20 protein-coding genes and 1 tRNA gene are annotated in these 15664 nt (G+C 65.6%); 4 read left to right on the top strand and 17 right to left on the bottom strand.

What is annotated here, in order from left to right; genetic code table 11:
- Positions 1-91: 91 nt before the first annotated feature.
- The 4 genes from I53_RS06675 to I53_RS06660 form a co-directional block, all read right to left on the bottom strand.
- Complete coding sequence (locus tag I53_RS06675; protein ID WP_043348175.1) at positions 92-610, bottom strand: hypothetical protein; 519 nt, start codon at positions 608-610, stop codon at positions 92-94.
- Between the two features lie 72 nt (positions 611-682).
- Positions 683-1690: a DUF2184 domain-containing protein gene (locus tag I53_RS06670; protein ID WP_051044707.1), complete on the bottom strand. Its 1008-nt coding sequence runs from the start codon at positions 1688-1690 to the stop codon at positions 683-685.
- A gap of 113 nt (positions 1691-1803) precedes the next feature.
- Positions 1804-2295 carry a hypothetical protein gene (locus I53_RS06665; RefSeq protein WP_043348170.1) on the bottom strand — a complete coding sequence of 164 codons (492 nt, stop codon included), beginning with the start codon at positions 2293-2295 and terminating at the stop codon, positions 1804-1806.
- A gap of 62 nt (positions 2296-2357) precedes the next feature.
- A complete protein-coding gene (locus I53_RS06660; RefSeq protein ID WP_043348167.1) occupies positions 2358-3758 on the bottom strand; it encodes a DUF2213 domain-containing protein in 1401 nt (466 codons plus the stop codon).
- A gap of 180 nt (positions 3759-3938) precedes the next feature.
- On the opposite strand from I53_RS06660, the gene I53_RS06655 reads away from it, so the two are divergent.
- Positions 3939-4157, top strand: coding sequence for a hypothetical protein (locus I53_RS06655; protein WP_043348165.1), 219 nt, complete (start codon positions 3939-3941; stop codon positions 4155-4157).
- Here I53_RS06655 and I53_RS06650 read toward each other — a convergent pair.
- The 3 genes from I53_RS06650 to I53_RS06640 are packed head-to-tail and all read right to left on the bottom strand — an operon-like array spanning position 4154 to position 7714.
- Positions 4154-4987 carry a phage minor head protein gene (locus tag I53_RS06650; RefSeq protein ID WP_083935993.1) on the bottom strand — a complete coding sequence of 278 codons (834 nt, stop codon included), beginning with the start codon at positions 4985-4987 and terminating at the stop codon, positions 4154-4156. The genes I53_RS06655 and I53_RS06650 overlap by 4 nt on opposite strands.
- The gene (locus I53_RS06645; protein WP_187294315.1) at positions 4905-6359 is read right to left on the bottom strand and encodes a DUF1073 domain-containing protein; all 1455 of its coding nucleotides are present in this window, start codon (positions 6357-6359) and stop codon (positions 4905-4907) included. The genes I53_RS06650 and I53_RS06645 overlap by 83 nt, the downstream gene beginning before the upstream one ends.
- A gap of 41 nt (positions 6360-6400) precedes the next feature.
- Positions 6401-7714 (bottom strand): phage terminase large subunit, encoded by a 1314-nt coding sequence (locus I53_RS06640; RefSeq protein ID WP_043348162.1) that lies wholly within the window; start codon positions 7712-7714, stop codon positions 6401-6403.
- Between the two features lie 76 nt (positions 7715-7790).
- Here I53_RS06640 and I53_RS06635 point away from each other — a divergent pair, with 76 nt between their 5' ends.
- Positions 7791-8444, top strand: a complete 654-nt coding sequence (locus tag I53_RS06635) for a recombinase family protein (protein ID WP_043348160.1) — start codon at positions 7791-7793, stop codon at positions 8442-8444.
- Here the strand turns inward: I53_RS06635 and I53_RS06630 are convergent.
- From I53_RS06630 to I53_RS30345, 8 genes are all read right to left on the bottom strand, one after another.
- Positions 8441-8707 carry a hypothetical protein gene (locus tag I53_RS06630; protein ID WP_043348156.1) on the bottom strand — a complete coding sequence of 89 codons (267 nt, stop codon included), beginning with the start codon at positions 8705-8707 and terminating at the stop codon, positions 8441-8443. The genes I53_RS06635 and I53_RS06630 overlap by 4 nt on opposite strands.
- Positions 8708-8721: 14 nt before the next feature.
- On the bottom strand, positions 8722-9219 hold the full coding sequence (locus I53_RS30350) for a GIY-YIG nuclease family protein (RefSeq protein WP_051044705.1): 498 nt from the start codon (positions 9217-9219) through the stop codon (positions 8722-8724).
- Positions 9220-9225: 6 nt separating this feature from the next.
- Positions 9226-9495 (bottom strand): hypothetical protein, encoded by a 270-nt coding sequence (locus tag I53_RS06620; protein ID WP_043348154.1) that lies wholly within the window; start codon positions 9493-9495, stop codon positions 9226-9228.
- Positions 9496-9512: 17 nt separating this feature from the next.
- On the bottom strand, positions 9513-10037 hold the full coding sequence (locus I53_RS06615; protein WP_043348151.1) for a hypothetical protein: 525 nt from the start codon (positions 10035-10037) through the stop codon (positions 9513-9515).
- A 3-nt stretch (positions 10038-10040) separates the two neighbouring features.
- Positions 10041-10229 carry a hypothetical protein gene (locus tag I53_RS06610; protein ID WP_043348148.1) on the bottom strand — a complete coding sequence of 63 codons (189 nt, stop codon included), beginning with the start codon at positions 10227-10229 and terminating at the stop codon, positions 10041-10043.
- A gap of 307 nt (positions 10230-10536) precedes the next feature.
- Entirely contained in the window at positions 10537-10734 is a 198-nt protein-coding gene (locus I53_RS06605) for a hypothetical protein (protein WP_043348145.1), read from the bottom strand.
- Between the two features lie 20 nt (positions 10735-10754).
- A tRNA-Met gene (locus I53_RS06600) sits at positions 10755-10832 on the bottom strand.
- 296 nt (positions 10833-11128) lie between these two features.
- Positions 11129-11824 (bottom strand): KOW motif-containing protein, encoded by a 696-nt coding sequence (locus tag I53_RS30345; protein ID WP_051044704.1) that lies wholly within the window; start codon positions 11822-11824, stop codon positions 11129-11131.
- A gap of 534 nt (positions 11825-12358) precedes the next feature.
- Here I53_RS30345 and I53_RS06590 point away from each other — a divergent pair.
- Complete coding sequence (locus I53_RS06590; protein WP_043348142.1) at positions 12359-12544, top strand: hypothetical protein; 186 nt, start codon at positions 12359-12361, stop codon at positions 12542-12544.
- A gap of 28 nt (positions 12545-12572) precedes the next feature.
- Here the strand turns inward: I53_RS06590 and I53_RS06585 are convergent, their stop codons facing one another.
- Complete coding sequence (locus tag I53_RS06585) at positions 12573-13343, bottom strand: hypothetical protein (protein ID WP_148291084.1); 771 nt, start codon at positions 13341-13343, stop codon at positions 12573-12575.
- Positions 13344-13446: 103 nt separating this feature from the next.
- Here I53_RS06585 and I53_RS33075 point away from each other — a divergent pair, with 103 nt between their 5' ends.
- Positions 13447-13965, top strand: coding sequence for a hypothetical protein (locus I53_RS33075; protein WP_148291083.1), 519 nt, complete (start codon positions 13447-13449; stop codon positions 13963-13965).
- A 102-nt stretch (positions 13966-14067) separates the two neighbouring features.
- Here the strand turns inward: I53_RS33075 and I53_RS06580 are convergent, their stop codons facing one another.
- Positions 14068-15624 (bottom strand): DUF3987 domain-containing protein, encoded by a 1557-nt coding sequence (locus I53_RS06580; protein ID WP_043348137.1) that lies wholly within the window; start codon positions 15622-15624, stop codon positions 14068-14070.
- Positions 15625-15664: the final 40 nt, after the last annotated feature.

Below are 15664 nucleotides of genomic sequence, written 5' to 3'. Positions count from 1 at the left end.
CGACCGGCCAGACCGAGGTTGTAGGTCACGGCCGTGTCCGGATACGCCGCGAACTCGGGGAAGGCCGCTCGAAAGCTGGCCAGGGTGACGGTCACGGCTCGCCGGCTGCCAGGATCTCGGCCTTGCGCTGGTTCGCCTCGACCTTCGGCATCGGCTCGGTGATCTGCTCTTCGCCCCGATAGACCGCGAACAGGCCGCGGCCCTTGTGGCGGATCGAGATCTCAGCGTGATCGTCGTCCGAAGCGTCATCGTCCGAGGACGCCGCCTCGCCAGCCGAGGCCGTGATCTCGTGCGCCTCAGCGAGCTGGGCCCGGGTTTCGGCGTGCGCGGCACGCTCGTCTTCAAGAGCCTTCTCGGCCGCCTCCGCGCGCCGAACCGCAGCGTCCAGTTCGACGGCCAGCGAATTCCCGCTCACCGGCGTCGCCGAGGTCGCCGCGGCATTCTCGTCACCGAGGTGCAGCTGCGCGTAGGGGTGCTCGGCGATCAGGTCGTGCACGTCATCGTGACGGCCCACGCCGAAGCGCACCATCGGGCCGGCCGCGCCGATCGCCTTCTGCTCCTCTGGATTCAGAAGCAGGTTGAAGGGCTTGACCACGTGAAGGGTGGGCATGCGGGCCGCCTGAGATGTTCGAGGGGGATTGCCGTCACGTCCGGGCGGCAGAAGGCCAGCCCGGCGTCTTGCTCAGATGCCGTCGCGGTAGGCGAAGGTCTCCGGGTAGATGAATTCCATCTGGCCAAGACGACCGTAGTAGGTCGTGGCTTGGTAGATGCTCTTGTACTCCAGCGGCGTGCGCTGCAGATCGGTCAGCGGGTAGCGGACGTAGTCCGGAGACTTGTGGTAGGCGACCATGCGGTTGACCGTGGTCGGGTCACCGGCCGTGCCGCCCGTGCCGCGGCCGTTGAGCCACTTGCAGGGGAGGATCTGCAGCTCTTCGCCCTGGGCCACCGCGATGTTGTTCTCGCGGATGAACTGCATCAGCGAGATGCCACCGGCATTGCCGTTCACCGAGATGATCGTGGAGGTGAGGTAGGCCATCGTGCCCGGGGGAACGAGCAGGCGGTTCGGGAACACGGCCCAGGCGGACGCCTGCCATGCCGAGTTCAGGATCTCGTTGATGTCCGCCAGGACCTGGACGGGGAGCTTGTCCGCGAACTTGGTCGAGGAGCTGTTGCTGGTCGGGCTCTGCGAACCGGCGGTCGCCACGTTGGCGATGTTCGACACGTAAGAGCTGTTGGCGAGGCCCGTGAAACCCTTCAGCGTGTCGCCGGTGTAGACCACCTGATCGACGTTCTGATTGTAGGCTTTCTGCATGACGTCGTAGTAGGTGACGTCAATACCTTCACCGAGCGCCTGAGACTTGGCGAGATCGATGACGGTCCACTTCAACTCTTTGCCCCACAGGTGCAGGGGCTGCGGGGTCTTGCCGACATCCACCGCGACGCCGCTGATGGCATCCGTACCCTGGCTGATCCAGGAGATGCCGTTCGGGGACATGCCACCGGTCTCGGCGTAGCCGGCCAGGAGGAACGACGCGGTGTCGTTCGCGATCGTGATATCCTCACGGAGGTCGACGTCGCGCGACCACGTGAAGGTCATCAGGGGCTTGTTGAGCTTCGGATCCAGCTTTTCGAGCTGGCCGATGAGGAAGTTGCCAGTCGAGTCGATGGTGTACTGGTCGTACGTCTGCATTAGAGGAGGCTCCATCAGGGGGACGGGCGCGCAATCACTGCGGGCCAAGGCCACTGCCCAGGTGGCTTTATTGGGCGAAGGGCTGCGCGACGGGGCGCGTCTCCCTGAAGTACTTAGATGTTAAAGGCGATCTCGGTGTTGCCGTAGGCATCCGCCGGACCCATGAAGTACGAGTTGCTCGGCAGAACGACGGTATTCGCGCCGTCAGCCGCAGCCTCGACACCACCGATCGGCTTGCCAGAGGCAGGCGTGGCGACGCGGACGTAGACGGGTCCGCCCTTCACAGCCGCGGTCGAGCCGTTCAGCGTGACGTTCAGGTAGCCGCGCTTCAGAACGGACATGCCGCCCTTGGCCGGCGGGGTGGAGGTGCCGAGCGGATCCTGGCTGGCGACGCCCGGGAAGTCGCGGACGTTGAAGCCATAGATCGCGCCGAGGGCGTCACCGGCCGCGAGCGGCTGCATGCGACCCGCGACGATCTTCACCGGCACGCCATAAGCGGTCGGCGGATTCGTGGGATCCGTCTCCTGCGGCTCGATCGTCGCGGCTTCGATACGGTGAACGGTGCCGGCGATGCCCGCAGGCATGCGGTAGGTGTAGGCGACCATTTGAAAGTCCTTCTAGGGGCCTAGCGCGCCATCACGGCGGGCCACGTGGCTGTGTTGGGGGATCAGGCGCCCTTGGACGCCCAGAACTCGCGGTTGAGACGGTTGCGCTCGGCGGCCGTCATGCGGCCCTCGGGCTTCGTGTCGCCGACGAGAATGCGGTTGGTGACGCGCGCGTTGTTGGCCGCGCGGACCGCGTTCGAGGCTCCGACGAAGGCGAGGTGCACCGAGGCCGGAGCCATCTTCGCGAAGTCCGGCGCGGCCTTCAGGCCGAGGATGGCCGGAGCCATGTCGGCGTGGTTCTTGAAGTAATCGGTCAGCGCCCGGCGCTTGTGGGCCAGGATGGCACCACCACGGGCGGCGGCATCCCGCAGACCATCGCTGGTCGGCATGCGCAGGCCGGGGGAGAGGATTTCAGCGCGCGCCGCCGTGTCGCGGAAGGCCGCGTCGGTGACCATCTCGGGCTCGGGCGCTGCGGTGACGGTCGGGTCTTCCTCGCCGGTCTCGCCCTCAGTCGGATCCGCGTCGTCGGTCTTGGCGTCCTCAGTGGCCGGCTCATCCTTGCGCTGGGCGCAGAGTTCCTCGACCTTGGCCTCCAGGGCCTGCAGCCGGGCGGTGAGCGCCTCGACGGTCGCGTTGGCGTCCGGGGCATCCTCGTCGGTCTGCGCGGCGGGCGCCTCGACGACGTTCTCGGCGACCGTCTCTTCGACAGCCTGCTCGACCGCCTGGGTGACGGCCTCGGTCATCTCTTCGACGAACGCGTCCACGTCATCGTCACGGAAGGCGCGAAAGGCACGGTCGAAGGCGCGAGCCTTGCGATCCAGGCCACGGGCGCGAACGGAGGGGACGCGGCCGGGGATCGCGGTGGCCGTGGCGGTGTTCTTCATGGGGGGCTCCGAATGGGAATCGCCGAAGGCGCAGATCGGCCCACAGCGGCCGCGGTCGACGATGGCGAGATGGTTGCCGGTGATGTTGATCTGCTTGCCGCGGCCGGCTTCGAGGCGGACGTAATCGGCCTCGTAACCGCACGAGACTTGGCGTTTGCCCTGCTCGATCTTTTCGATGGCGTCCGCGCAATAGATCAGCGCGTCGGCGAGCATTAGGTGAGACTGTGAACCCTCGCCGCGGCGGACGTTGCTGATCACGCCGACGAGGTGATCTCGGTAATTCTCGGGCCCGACCATCATCGTCGGGTGATCGTCGGTGATCGGCACGCCCTCGAACGATGCGAGGGTGGCGGGGTCGAACACGTCCTCGGGTTCGCGCTCGACCACGATGTAGCCCAGCGGGCCGGGCTCGATCGGGATCTCGTCGGCGCGGTAGTCCTGCGGGCCGGTTCTTGCGATGGCGACATCCCGGATCATCAGGTAGCCGGCCGGTGTCTGCTCACGCTTGCTGCCCAGGTTTGCCGGCGCCAGAAAGTTCAGCCGTGGCGGCTCCGGCAGAAGGTCGAGGAACGGTGTCACGGTCAGTGCCGGAACCCGTCCGCGTAGAGGTACGCGAGGAACAGGCCGCCCACGGCGAGGCTGCCGAGGACAAAGAGGGTGCCGAGGACGACCCCGACGACGCCGAGAACGCTCATGGCGGTCTCCTCACAGATCAGGGGTCGGCACCCCATATGTCCGCCGGGCAAAGAGGAGCGGACGATGGACGCACTGGATAAGGAACTCGCCGAGGCGGCTCGACGACAGGTGGATGCTTGCGCGGGGCTTCAGGAGGCGTGTCGAAATTCGATCTTCACCGACAAAGCGGTGAGCTTGGCTCTAAAAATCGATGCCTCTGAAGGTCATGAGCACAAGCGGCTGCAGATCGAGGCGGCGTTCCGCGAGATCTACAGGCTAACGAAGAACGGGACACTGGGCTAAAGATCCGGGATCACCGGCTCGGCGTAACAACGGCAATTCCAGATGCCGCCGGGCAGGGCGTGATGACCGGGATCACATTCCGGCGGTTCGTCCCATCGGAACGTCTGGCCGTTCAGGGCCTTGTGCGTGGCGCGAACGTCGGAATCCCCGGCCGTCCGCCAGATGAAGTGCGTGGAGCCGATATGCTCGGCCCGGGCCTTGGTCAGTTCGGTCGCGGTGCGCGAGACCTCGGTGCGAGCGATCAGCATGGCCCGGCTTTCGGTGACCTCGCCGGTCCTCTGAATCTCGGCCGCGATGTCGGCGGCGCGGCGGCCCTCGCTGATCCCGGCGATCGTCAGATCGTGGACCCGCTGGCCGGCCTCGGTCGGCAACGAGGTGATCAGGGTCACCTGCTCGGCCATCCGGGCGCGCATCACGGCGCCGGTCGGGGCCTGAGCGATCTCCCGCTTCAGGCCCGTGCCCATCATCTGGGCGACCCGAAACCAGGCCCTTTCGTCCCGGGCCGCGACCTCGGTGACCATCCGCTTGGCCACGGCTTCAGCCCATGGGGCGAGTGTGGTGGCGTAGCGGTCCAGGAGCGCCTGCACGCGCTGGGCAGCCGGCAGATCCTGGACGTCGAAGCCGCGGACGATGTCGCCGACGTGGCGGGCGATCTTCCGCAGCTGGGTTACGTAGGTGCGCTCGACCTTTTGGGCCCGGATGAACGCGGACCGGGCCCCGATGGGCCGGGCCTCGTCCGTGGTCAGGCTACGCGGCCGGAGACAGGCCGGGCAGGCGTGAGCCGTCGATAGGCGGTACGGGCGCGGCGGGGCTGGCTGGGGCGTCGGCATCGATCTCGTCGGGCCCCGGCGGGTTCAGGTCGCTCTGCTCGGGCGCGGGCGGCTCAGCTTCGGCCTCCGCGATGTCGGCGTCGGTGATGTTCGTGAAGATGCCGGTCTCTTCGGACTGGCCCTTCAGTTCCTTCAGCGCGACCTCATGGGTGATCGTGCCCTGGGCTTCCGCCGCGAGGATCGTGTCGGCGTTGGTCTTGGCGATCGTCGCCCGCTCGGACGCCGACAGCTGCCACAGGGGCTCGAAGGCGATAGAGAAGCCGTCCGGGGGCTCGACGCCCAACTCGGACCGGCACAGAAGCTCGTAGACCCGCTTCACGCCGGGGCGCAGGCGGGCGTTCTGCTGCGCGTTGATGCCGTCATAGTGGGTCCGAAGATCCGCCTCGCCCGTGGAGAAGCCGGCCGGCGACTGGCCGAACATGCGAACCAACGGGATGTCGGCCGCGCCGGAGATCTGTTCCTCGAAGCGCGCCAGGACGTCCGACAGTCCGCCGAACGAGTAGGTCAACGCCGTCATCTCGTCCTTCGCGTCCATGAGGGTGAGACCCTCTGTGGACTGGTAGGCGCGGATGGCATCCAGCTGGGCCATCAGGCCCTTCTGAGCGGCTTCAGGGCCGCCGAGGATCTGGCGCAGGCCCTCGACCTTGTACGTGCGCAGGTACGCCTTGAAGACCAGCTGAGCGGCACCGGACGTGGTGCTGTCGAAGGCGAGGAGACGGTCGTACATCCGCTCGACGACGCTGAGGCCCCAGCCTTGCTGGGTCTGCGCCTGCCAGAACGGGAGCTTGATCCCTTCGAGGCGGATGACGCGGGTGTAGTGGACCCGCTCACCCTGAAACGCCGGGGCGCTTGCGGTGACATCGTAGTAGACGGGCTTCCCAAGATCGGGCCCGAGGTCGCGTACGGCTTCCGTGAGAGACGGCTGGATCATCCAGCGATCGAGAGGCAGCAGACCGCGGAACTGGCCACGCCCGACCGTGCTGACGTTGAGCGGCGTCGCCGGGTCTTGGCCATCGATCAGGATGACGAGGATCGCGCCGCCGTAGAGCCGGCTCCATTTGATGCCGTCCGCGAGGCTATCCCAGACGCCCCAGTTGCGGGCGCCGTCGTGGATCGCTGCAATATCGGCCGGATCGAGGGTCGAGGTGATCTTCACCCCGGCCCGGGTCATGTCCTCGGCGACGACATCGACGACTTTGCCGACGATCCAACTGCCCCGATACATCCAGTCCAGGAGCATCCGGTTATTGGTGACCGGGTTGTAGCCGTAGGTGCCGGCTGACTGGAGGTTCTGCGCGCCGACGCCCAGGCGGGCCACGACGTTCTGGTAGGTATCGACCGTATAGGTCGAGGGCTGAGAGCCGGCAGGCACGCGAATCCGGGCCCGCGCGGGCGCGGATGTGTTGGCCATGGTTAGCCCGCGAGCCTCGAATACAGCTCGATCAGCGAGACCTGCTCGACGATCAGCTCGGTGAGGCCCCAGACAGCCGCGTCAGCCCGGTCGGGCGAACGGCCGCCCTGATAGCCGGCGGTGGAGAAATTCAGGTACTGCTCTTCGATCTCAGGGAAGGCCCCGACGTGGGTGATCTTGCCCTGCTCGTAGAGCGCGGCCACGGGCTCGGCACGAACCTTCTTCCCGCGGCTCGCCGTGACGAGCTTCACGGGCGCATACTGGCTCGCCGTGCGGATGGTGCTCTCGACCATTGCGCCGCCGAAGTTCTTCTCGGCGATGATCGTGTCGGCGCGCCAGCTCTCGAAGGCGCTGATCGCGACGCGGGCCCAACCCTCCGGCGAGTACCGGCCGCTGAGATCTTCCAGGAGGTAGCCCTGGCCGGCGAAGTCGACGCCGCAGACCACGAGACCGATCTCGTCGCTCCGCTGATCCTCGATACCGGCACAGCCGGACGGGTCGATCGCCACGACGATCCGCTGCATCCGCTCGATCAGCGCCTGCCGCTCGGATTCGCTGCTCCAGCGCCGTTCACGCTTCCGGTCGAGGATGTCGAGAGACCAAAGCGCGTTGTCGACCTGGGCGAGGAACTCACCGTGAAGGAATCGCTTGCGATCCTTCTCGGGCAGGGATTGCAGCTGTGTGAGGTAGGTGTCCGGCAGGTTGGCGAGATTGTCCGCCGGGTTCATCTGGATCGAAGCGTAAGCCTCCGGATCCGCAAGCTCTTCGCCACCGTTCGGTTCGACCTTCTGGTACCAGAGCCGGTACGTCCAATGGCTCACGGACGGCGGGTTGCAGTCGACGTATTCCTTAAGGGCGAGGCCGGACGTCTGGGCCAGTCGGGTGACCGCCTTGTTGCGGGCGCCGTAGCTGATCTGGCTCGCCTCGTTGAGGAAGATCGACGAGTGCTCCTGGCCCAGGATCTTGTCGGCGCGTTCCTTGTCGTCGAGGCCGCCGTAGATGATCCGCGAGCCATTCGGGAGTTCGTGGAACCAGTCCGTCTTGTCCAGGTGCAGATCGAGGCCCGGATAGCAGAGCCGCGCCACCTTGGGCATCGTGTCGAAAATGATCGAAAACTTCAGGTGATTGAAGTGCTGTCGCAGGACCGCGTGGGTCGATCCCTTAGCCTTGAGCGCCCGGATGAGCAGGGCACGGCAAATGAGGAACGTCTTGCCGGACCGCGACCCACCGCGCAGCAGGATGTGCCGGGCGGGGCTGGCCAGGATGGCGTTGGCCTCGGTCTGCTTCTCGGTGAGCTTGAAGGTCGGCTGGGTCACCGGGATTCAGAACCGTGTCTGGACATCCCGATCAGGCCTGTTACATCTCGTAACACCCAATACGTAATGGGACGCCATGAGCTTCGTTTCCTACGTCCGCGTCTCGACGGGCAAGCAGGGCATCCGAGGCCTCGGAATCGAGGCTCAGCGCGAGGCCGTGGCGGACTACGCCAAGAACAAGGGCGCGGTGGTCGCCGAATTCGCCGAGGTGGAGAGCGGGAGAAATAGTAGTCGCCCGCAACTGCGCGCCGCTCTTGCGCATGCAAAGGCAACGCAGTCTGTCTTATTGATCGCGAAACTTGATAGATTGGCTCGTAAGGTCTCGTTTATCGCCAACCTTATGGAAAGCGGCGTCAAGTTCGTGGCCGTGGACCGCCCGGACGCCAAGCCGTTCGAGCTACACATCTACGCGGCCCTGGCCGAGGAGGAAGCTCGGATGATCTCGGAGCGCACGAGAGCGGCCCTGGCGGCCAAACGGACCCGCTTGGCATCTGAGGGCAAGCGGCTCGGCAATCCCCGTCCCGCGGCTTCCCTGGCGAAAGGGATGGCCACGCGGATGGCCAAGGCCGATGCGGGCAAGGCTCAGATCCGAAAAACGATTGCGGCCGTCCAGGCCGGCGGTGTCACGACGCTGCGCGGCATCGCCGCCGAACTGAACGGTCGAGGCGTGCTGTCAGCCCGCGGTGGTCAATGGTCCGCGACCCAAGTGAGCCGGGTGCTGGCTGGCTAAAGGTTGGCGTCGTCGCCGTTGATGACGATTTTGATCGGGCCATCGCCTTCGCCGGTTACCTGCATTGGCAGGACCTTGCCGAGCAGTGTCATGAAACCGGCGGGGTTCTCGGTGGCCTGGATGGTCAAGTAGCCGACCAACCCGGCTTCGCCCCCAGCGGCCTCGGCAGCTTGGAGGATGGCGTCCTTGAGGAGGCCGGTGACTTTGTTGGGCGTGCCCTTCTGACGACCGCCGCGACGCTCGCCGGGCTTTGATCCGCGCATACCGCTACCCTCGACTACTTCAGCAGAAGCGCGCGCACGTCGGCGATGAATCGATCGGCGAGAAGATCGCCCTGAGGGTGTCCGGGAATCGTCGCTCCAGCCCATGCATCAGCACGGCGAAGCCAGTCCTTGAGCCAATGGCGCGCCTCAGCGCCCTTTCGCTGGGCGGCACGAAGAGCGCGAGCGGCGGCACGTCTCTGAGCTTCGGCGTGGCTCAGAGGGCAACCCTCACCGCCCGCAGTCGCGTTCAGCAAGCCGGGAGTGAGTGCGATGAGTTCGATCTCGTGGTCGTAGGCGTCAGACTCGCACTCGTAGCGCTCGATGATGTCGACACCGACCGAGAAGCCTTCAGCGAGAATTGCCGCGATGCGCGCCCGCTTCTGCGGGTTACAGCCACGCCGGCCGCAGCGGACCTCAGCTTCGTGTTGCCACGCCCGATTGCCGGTGCCCTTGCCGACGTAGAACGGCAGGCGATCCCGCGGGTCGATAAGCTGGTAGACGTAGAACCGCACGGGCGGTCAGTCCGCCGTGCGCTCGTCCACGGCCGGGTGCTCAGCCGCATCGTCCTCGACGATCGGGTGGCCGGCCTCAGCCTGCAGGAGCGGCTCGGGAGCCTCGCCCGGGGCCGCCGTCGACATGGCGCCATCGGGCATATTCACCGCGGGGCCAACGCCGCCAGCCAGACGGCCGGTCGGATCGCTGGTTGCGGTCTCAGATACGTTGTGCGGGGCGGCCGGGTGGAGCGGGGAATCGACCGCGCCGGTACCGGGCTTCAGTTCATCGGCCATGGGTGATCTCCAGGTGTTCAGTGATCAGCGTGATCGCCCGTCACCTCATCGGAGGCCGGGGCGTCGCTGGACGAGGCGGGGGCAGCCGCGGCAGCGTCGGCAGAGGTGCTGGGTGCGGCGGGAACGGGATCGGCGGTGGCGACGTCAGGCGTCACGGTCGCGACAGGCTTGGCGGTGCCCGAACCATCGGCGACGGCGCCAGCCAGCTGCACGACCGCATCGGCGTGCGGGACGAGCTGGTCGAGCATGGCGTTGACCGTATCGGTGGCCTGCTTGAACGCGGCATCATCCTGAGCGGCCTGAGCAGCCACCGCGGCAGCGTTCTGCGCCTTGATGTCCGAGATCGCCGGGGCGAGCTTCGCGGACAGATCGGTGAGCGCCTTCATCAGGGCATCGGAAGCAGCGGACATGCGGGACTCCTGGCGATGCAGGTGGACGTAGATCTCGTGGATCTGGTCGGTGAAGCGGTCGTGCCGGCGATGCAGCGCGGTGCGCAGCTCTTTCAGCTCGTTGCGCAGCTCGGCGATGAGGATGTCGAACATCGCTCAGCGGATGCGCAGGCCGGCAGCCGCACGGACCCGCCACAGGGGCACGGTCGGTGCGACCTGGGATTCGGGTCGATGCAGCACCGCCCAGCGATCAGCCTGAGCCAAGCGAGCGAGGTGCTGACGGTCGGTTTGCGCGGTCGGCTGATCGGCCGGGCGCGGTGCGGTGAAGATCGCGACAGGGATCATCGCTGTGCTCCGGCAATAAGATCCAGGCCGGCGACGAGCCACGCGAGGGTGAAGTGTACGGGCAGCCAGAGCCAGACGATCCCGGCTTCGGAGCGGTCCATCAGTCCGGTCTCGCGCGATCTGCCGCGTCGAAGACTTGTCCGGTCCAGGGCGGCGGAGTGCGGTCGATGTCTAGGCGGATCCAGGCTTGATCGATCTCGGTCGGAATCAGATCGTCAAAGTCTTCGGACAGCACCACATCGAGGGGTGCGCTCCGGGGGGGCCGCGGTCGAAAGGCGCTGAGCGCGGGTTCCGACACGGGCACCGGTCAGTGGCGTCCCGAGTACGACTCGGTTCCGTCCTCGTCGGCGACCTTGAAACCGGCGATGCCGTGGAGGACGTAATTCTCGATGATCGCGGCAGCCATCACCACCTGGGTGAACCCTTCGAGGTCGTCGCACAGCACGGTGCTCGTCGCGGTCTCGATGGCGAAGCGGCGCAGGTCTTGGCGATCGGCGTTTGACATCGCGAGGGCCTCAAATGGACTGGGTGCGGCGGCCGGATTTGAACCGGCGACCTTCAGGTTATGAGCCTGACGAGCTGACCGAGCTGCTCCACGCCGCAGGCGAGGGCCCACAACAAAATGCCCCGGCACGCGGTCAGGCGGCCGAGGCAAGTTGAGAAGGCGAACCAAAACCGGGGAGAGAGACCGAAAAGGCGAAGCTGAAAAGGTCTCAGAAATTTGGGCGCAATAAGCCCATCGCCTCGCTGGGGTCCTTTAAAAGACCCGGACGAAGCTTCGCCTCGGTTATGGCGCATTCGCTCCGCGGAGCGGTAGTCCAAGGGAGAACCGAGCCAGTGACGGTGGGCTAGTGGCTCCAACGTCAGGAATGACCAATACGCGAGCCGATCCGGTCGTGTCAAACTTTTTCGAGCTGGTTCGCGTCGAATTCTGCGTTGGTCGTCCGACCGAAGATATCGATCCCGACTTTCACGCGTGATTCCTCTGAATCCGTAGCCTCGACGGTGCCGGAATATCCCTCGAACGGGCCATCGACGACGCGGACGAGATCGCCTACATCGAACAAGAGCTTGCGGGCGCGCTCTACATCAACGCCCCATCCTGTGATGGAATCCGCGAAGTTCTGCAGCTCCCGAGCATCGATCATCATCGGGCCACCGCCGGGCATCTGCACCACGCCGGACCGCCCGAACCCCGTGAGATCGTCCCGGATGCCGGGATGGCTCTCCACGTGGCGCAGCTCCTGCCAGTCGGTCACGCCAACGAAGATCGTCCGGCGCAGGATCGGGATCAGGGCGAGGCGCTGCTTGCCGATATCGCTGACCAGCCGGATGGCCTCGCGGGCCTCGAACACCGGCGTCCCGCTCTCGCGGATCTGCTCGGCCGCGCGGCTCGCCCACCGGGGCAGGGTCCGGATCACGTACCACGTGCGCGTGGCGTCCACGACGAAGCGGTCCTGCTCTTCCCGGGCTCCCGCGTAGGCGCCCGAGCGGACGGAATTCATGTGCACGGCGACGGTCTGCCGGATCGCACGGTGGCGACGGCGCTCGCGCTCCCGCTCACGGCGCAGGGCACGGCGTTGCTTGTTGGTCATCGTCGGCGGCCTCTCAGGGTCGCCGCGGTCACGATCGGGAATGCGCGCCGGGGTTCTACCGCATCGGACCCGGTCAGGGGAAGCATTGCGTGGGAATTCGTCCCACGAAGTGCGGTCGGGCAGTTCTTGCGGTTTTTGCGGGAATTTCGGAGCGTTTCTTATAGAGCCCCCCCGAGAGACATAAGAGAGAGAGAGACTCCGAAGGAACTGAAATAACCAGAGAGAGGGAGAGGGAGAGATAGAGTATATATATTATAGAGACTTAGCCCCCCCTCGTTCCTGCGGAAAACGGACCCGAATTCAAACCCGAATTCCCGAAGGATCTCCGTACGGCCAAGCTAGTTCTTTCGGAGATCGAGGCCATTTCCGAAGGATCTTCCGCAGGAACCACACCCGCGAAATGGGCCGCCCACGTCTCGACTCCTGGCCCAGTCAGCCATACCCTCGCGGGGTGCTGGGACCACGGTCGACCTCGTCTTAGGGATTCGAGGGAAACGTGGGCGACCAGCGTGCACACGCAGCCGGGAGCCGCTGATGACCATCGAGGAAGCCCTGCGACAGCCCAAGGGCCATATCGTCCGCCGCGTCATCGGCGCGCCCGATCTCAGCATCCTGGGCGAGGCCAACTACCATTGCACGCACCAGAATGGCTCGGTGCTCACGCTGCAGCGCATGGGCGAGGTCCGCCTTCTCCGGCCGCCGGGCGCCCGCGACCTCTGAGCGAAACGGGAAACCCCGCGGCGGGCCGTCAGTAGATCTTATTCTCCGATAGCCCCCGCCCGGTCATGAACATCAGGAAATCACGGCCGAGAGGCGCCAGCGCGACGAGCGTATCGTCGTCGACCGGCTGCTTCTCCACGACCACGAGCCCGCGCGTCAGGAGGTAATCGGCCCAGGGCTCGAAGTCTGTGGGCTTGAAAACGTCGGGGTGATGCTGGACGGCGGTCTTGAGGTAAAATTCTCGGGCCAGCGCGACGGTGATGGGGCTGCGCACGTTCAGCACCTTCAGCGCCGCGATCTGGCTTCCGAAGATCAAGCGGTACGTCATCTCGTGGTCCCGCTCGACCTGAGCCTGGGCAGCCAGCCTGACCGCCCAGGCCATCTGCACAGTGAGATTGCCGGGGATGCTCGTCTCGATCCGACGCCGGAGGTCTGATTCGATCGGCTCGAACACAACGCTTGGCGCCGGCAGCTGCGGCGGGCTCGGGTCAGGTTGCGCGGTCGGTACGGGCAAGGTCTCGGCTTCGGGCGCGCGCTTCTGCGCCTCGATCTGGGCCATGGCCTCATTACCGGTCAGATCGGCGCTGCCGCCGGGGAACGTGACGTTCCGGAGATCCTGAAGCCGCCTGCGGATCTCATCGCGGAACAGCACCGCGAAGGCGATCAGGCCGGCGACGATGATGAGAACTACTTGTGCGGTCGGTGCCATGGCAGCAGCCTGCGATGGCCGGCGGGAAAGGCAAGCGCCTATGATTCTTTGTCCCCGAGCAATGTGTCCAAACTGGTTGGTACGGCTCAAAGTCAAGGGGTGCAGCTTACTGCCAAGCTTTGGTCTTTAAGGCGAGGTGATGCGACTCAAGCTGGTGGTAACCTCGTCCCATCGGTGAGAGCGTGAGGTCGCAATGGGCCGCTTTGCTTGGCTCGTTCCTCAAATCACAGTTTTGGCCGCAGTTGTATCAGCGTGCGTCTGCGGAGCATGCGTCGGTCTGATTGGCTCACAGTGGCTGATCGGCACCTTTGAAACTTGGTCTGTCTTCTCAGGATGGGCTGGCGTGATCGTCATACCAAGCTTCATCCTGGCTTTGTTGTTCGCCTATTTGCGACCTCAGGCAGTTGTTTGGTCAGACAAACAAGCGCGGCTGGCTGGATTGCGGGCTGATGACGCCGAAACGCTGCTCATGATTGAGAACAACAGCCGCAAAAATGCGAAAGAACAGGCCGAGCGACAAAAGGCGCTTCAAGATAGCAGCCGAACGCTCGATCTTGAGCTTGCTAAGACTCGAAGGGAAGCTGATCTGGCGGCTGCGAAACTGGACGAACAGCGCATCAAAAATGAAACCGCTGCGGCATTCGAGCGTGCTCGCCGCTTGAGAGAAACCGCGGCCAAGGATCTGGAGGATAGCCGAAGAGACAACTACTAAATCAGGGGCACCATTCCTTCCTGAGCAGTGTCAATCCCCGGCGGCGGCGTGCCAGATCGCTGCAGCCGGGGATATATTTTGTCTCTCAAGCCAAACACGCAATCATCCGCGCTTCTCCTTAAGCCACACGTAGACATCGGGCTTGCGCCCGCCTTCCTTCGAGCTGTCGCCTTTCTTGATCGCGATCTGACCACCCTCGGCGAGGCCGCGCAGGATCTTGTCGGTCATGGCCGGTTCCCAGCGCCCGTCGACCTTCCGGGTGATCTCGGACCGCTTCATCTGACCGTCCTTGGCACCCTTGATGAACGAGAGGACGAGGCGCGTATTGGACTGGAATTCGGTGTCGCCAATCCGCAGAGAGGCTTCCTCGATCATGAACCGGGCCGAGCCCATGGCGACCGAGGCGCCCCAGCGGTAGTCGCGCTCCGTCACGCGGGCTGTGCGCCCGACGCGGCCGACCGCGTGCAGCATGGCCAGACGAACGGCCATCTCGGCGGTTCGGCCCAGGAACGGGCTGGCGGTCTCGTCGCTCTCCCGCCACCGCATGATGCGGCGGGCTAAATTCAGATGCGCGGCGCCGGCCTCGGGCGTGTCCCATACAATCTGGTGCACGCGCGGCTGGCGCTCGCCGAAGAGCGCGTTCATCGCGTCCAGATTCCCGACGCTGGGCAAGATCGCCTTGAGATCCCGCACGATCCCCTCCGGGATCACCGTACGGTCGAGCAGCGGGTCACGCTCCTCGACGCCCGGATCGGCCATGATCACCGTGAACCGGTTGAGCAAGCCGTTGTCGATCGAGGTGCTGGTGAGGCTCTTGTAGAACTCGTTCAGGGTCGAGGCGCCCATCAGCGTGAGGGCCGGGGAAGCGAGGGACACGGCCTGCTCGCCCGCGCGGGCGGACGTCTTCCAAACGTCGTCGGGCTGCACCGACCACAGCTCGCGCAGGACCGCGCTGATGCTACTCTCGTGCGAACTGGCCCGGCGGTTGCCCATTTTCGCGAAGATCGACGCGCCGATCTCGTCGACCGTAGCGATCGAGGTGCGGAAGGACTTCAGCATCAGTTCGATGGCGGTGTCGGACTTGAACTTGCCCGACTGGCTGAGCGAGCTGAGGCCGGCCGCGGTCAGGATCCGGTCGATCGCCTTCATCGGCCAGTCCTTGCCGACCGCCGTGGCCGCAAGGTTCACGAGGTAGAGGTGACTCGCCGACTCGGTCGGCCCCTTCAGGTGCCGGGAGCAGATCCCGCACATCACCGCGATGGCCGCCGTCATGGCCAGCGGGCGATTCGGGGTGCGCGAGGTGGCTTCGATCCAATCGGTGATCTGGCCGATCAGACCGTCCGGCCGCGCCGTGTCTCCGAACTCGAAGTCGGACCCGATCGGATCGTCCGGTGCGCTCGTCGCGCTGGTCGGCCGCTGAATCACCTCTCCGGTCTCGGTGTCGATCAGGGCACCGCCCTCCGTCTCGATCACCGTGCGCGCTCCCAGGATCCGCGCGGCGATTTCGGCGCCGATCGCGCCCCCGTCGTTCCAGCCCAGGTCCTCGGGGTCGTTTCCCATCTGCTGACACAGCCACCGGGCCGCCGAGAGCGGGTTGGTCTCGAACCCGAACGCCAGGACGAGATCGATCGGGTTCCGGGCCCCCCTCCCGGGCGTCACCCATGTCGCTTACCCCCCAGTCGCGGATCCCGCTCGGGGC

The organism is Methylobacterium sp. B1 (assembly GCF_000333255.1).
Lineage (GTDB): Bacteria > Pseudomonadota > Alphaproteobacteria > Rhizobiales > Beijerinckiaceae > Methylobacterium > Methylobacterium fujisawaense.
This window is presented reverse-complemented; position numbering and strand designations above follow the sequence as displayed.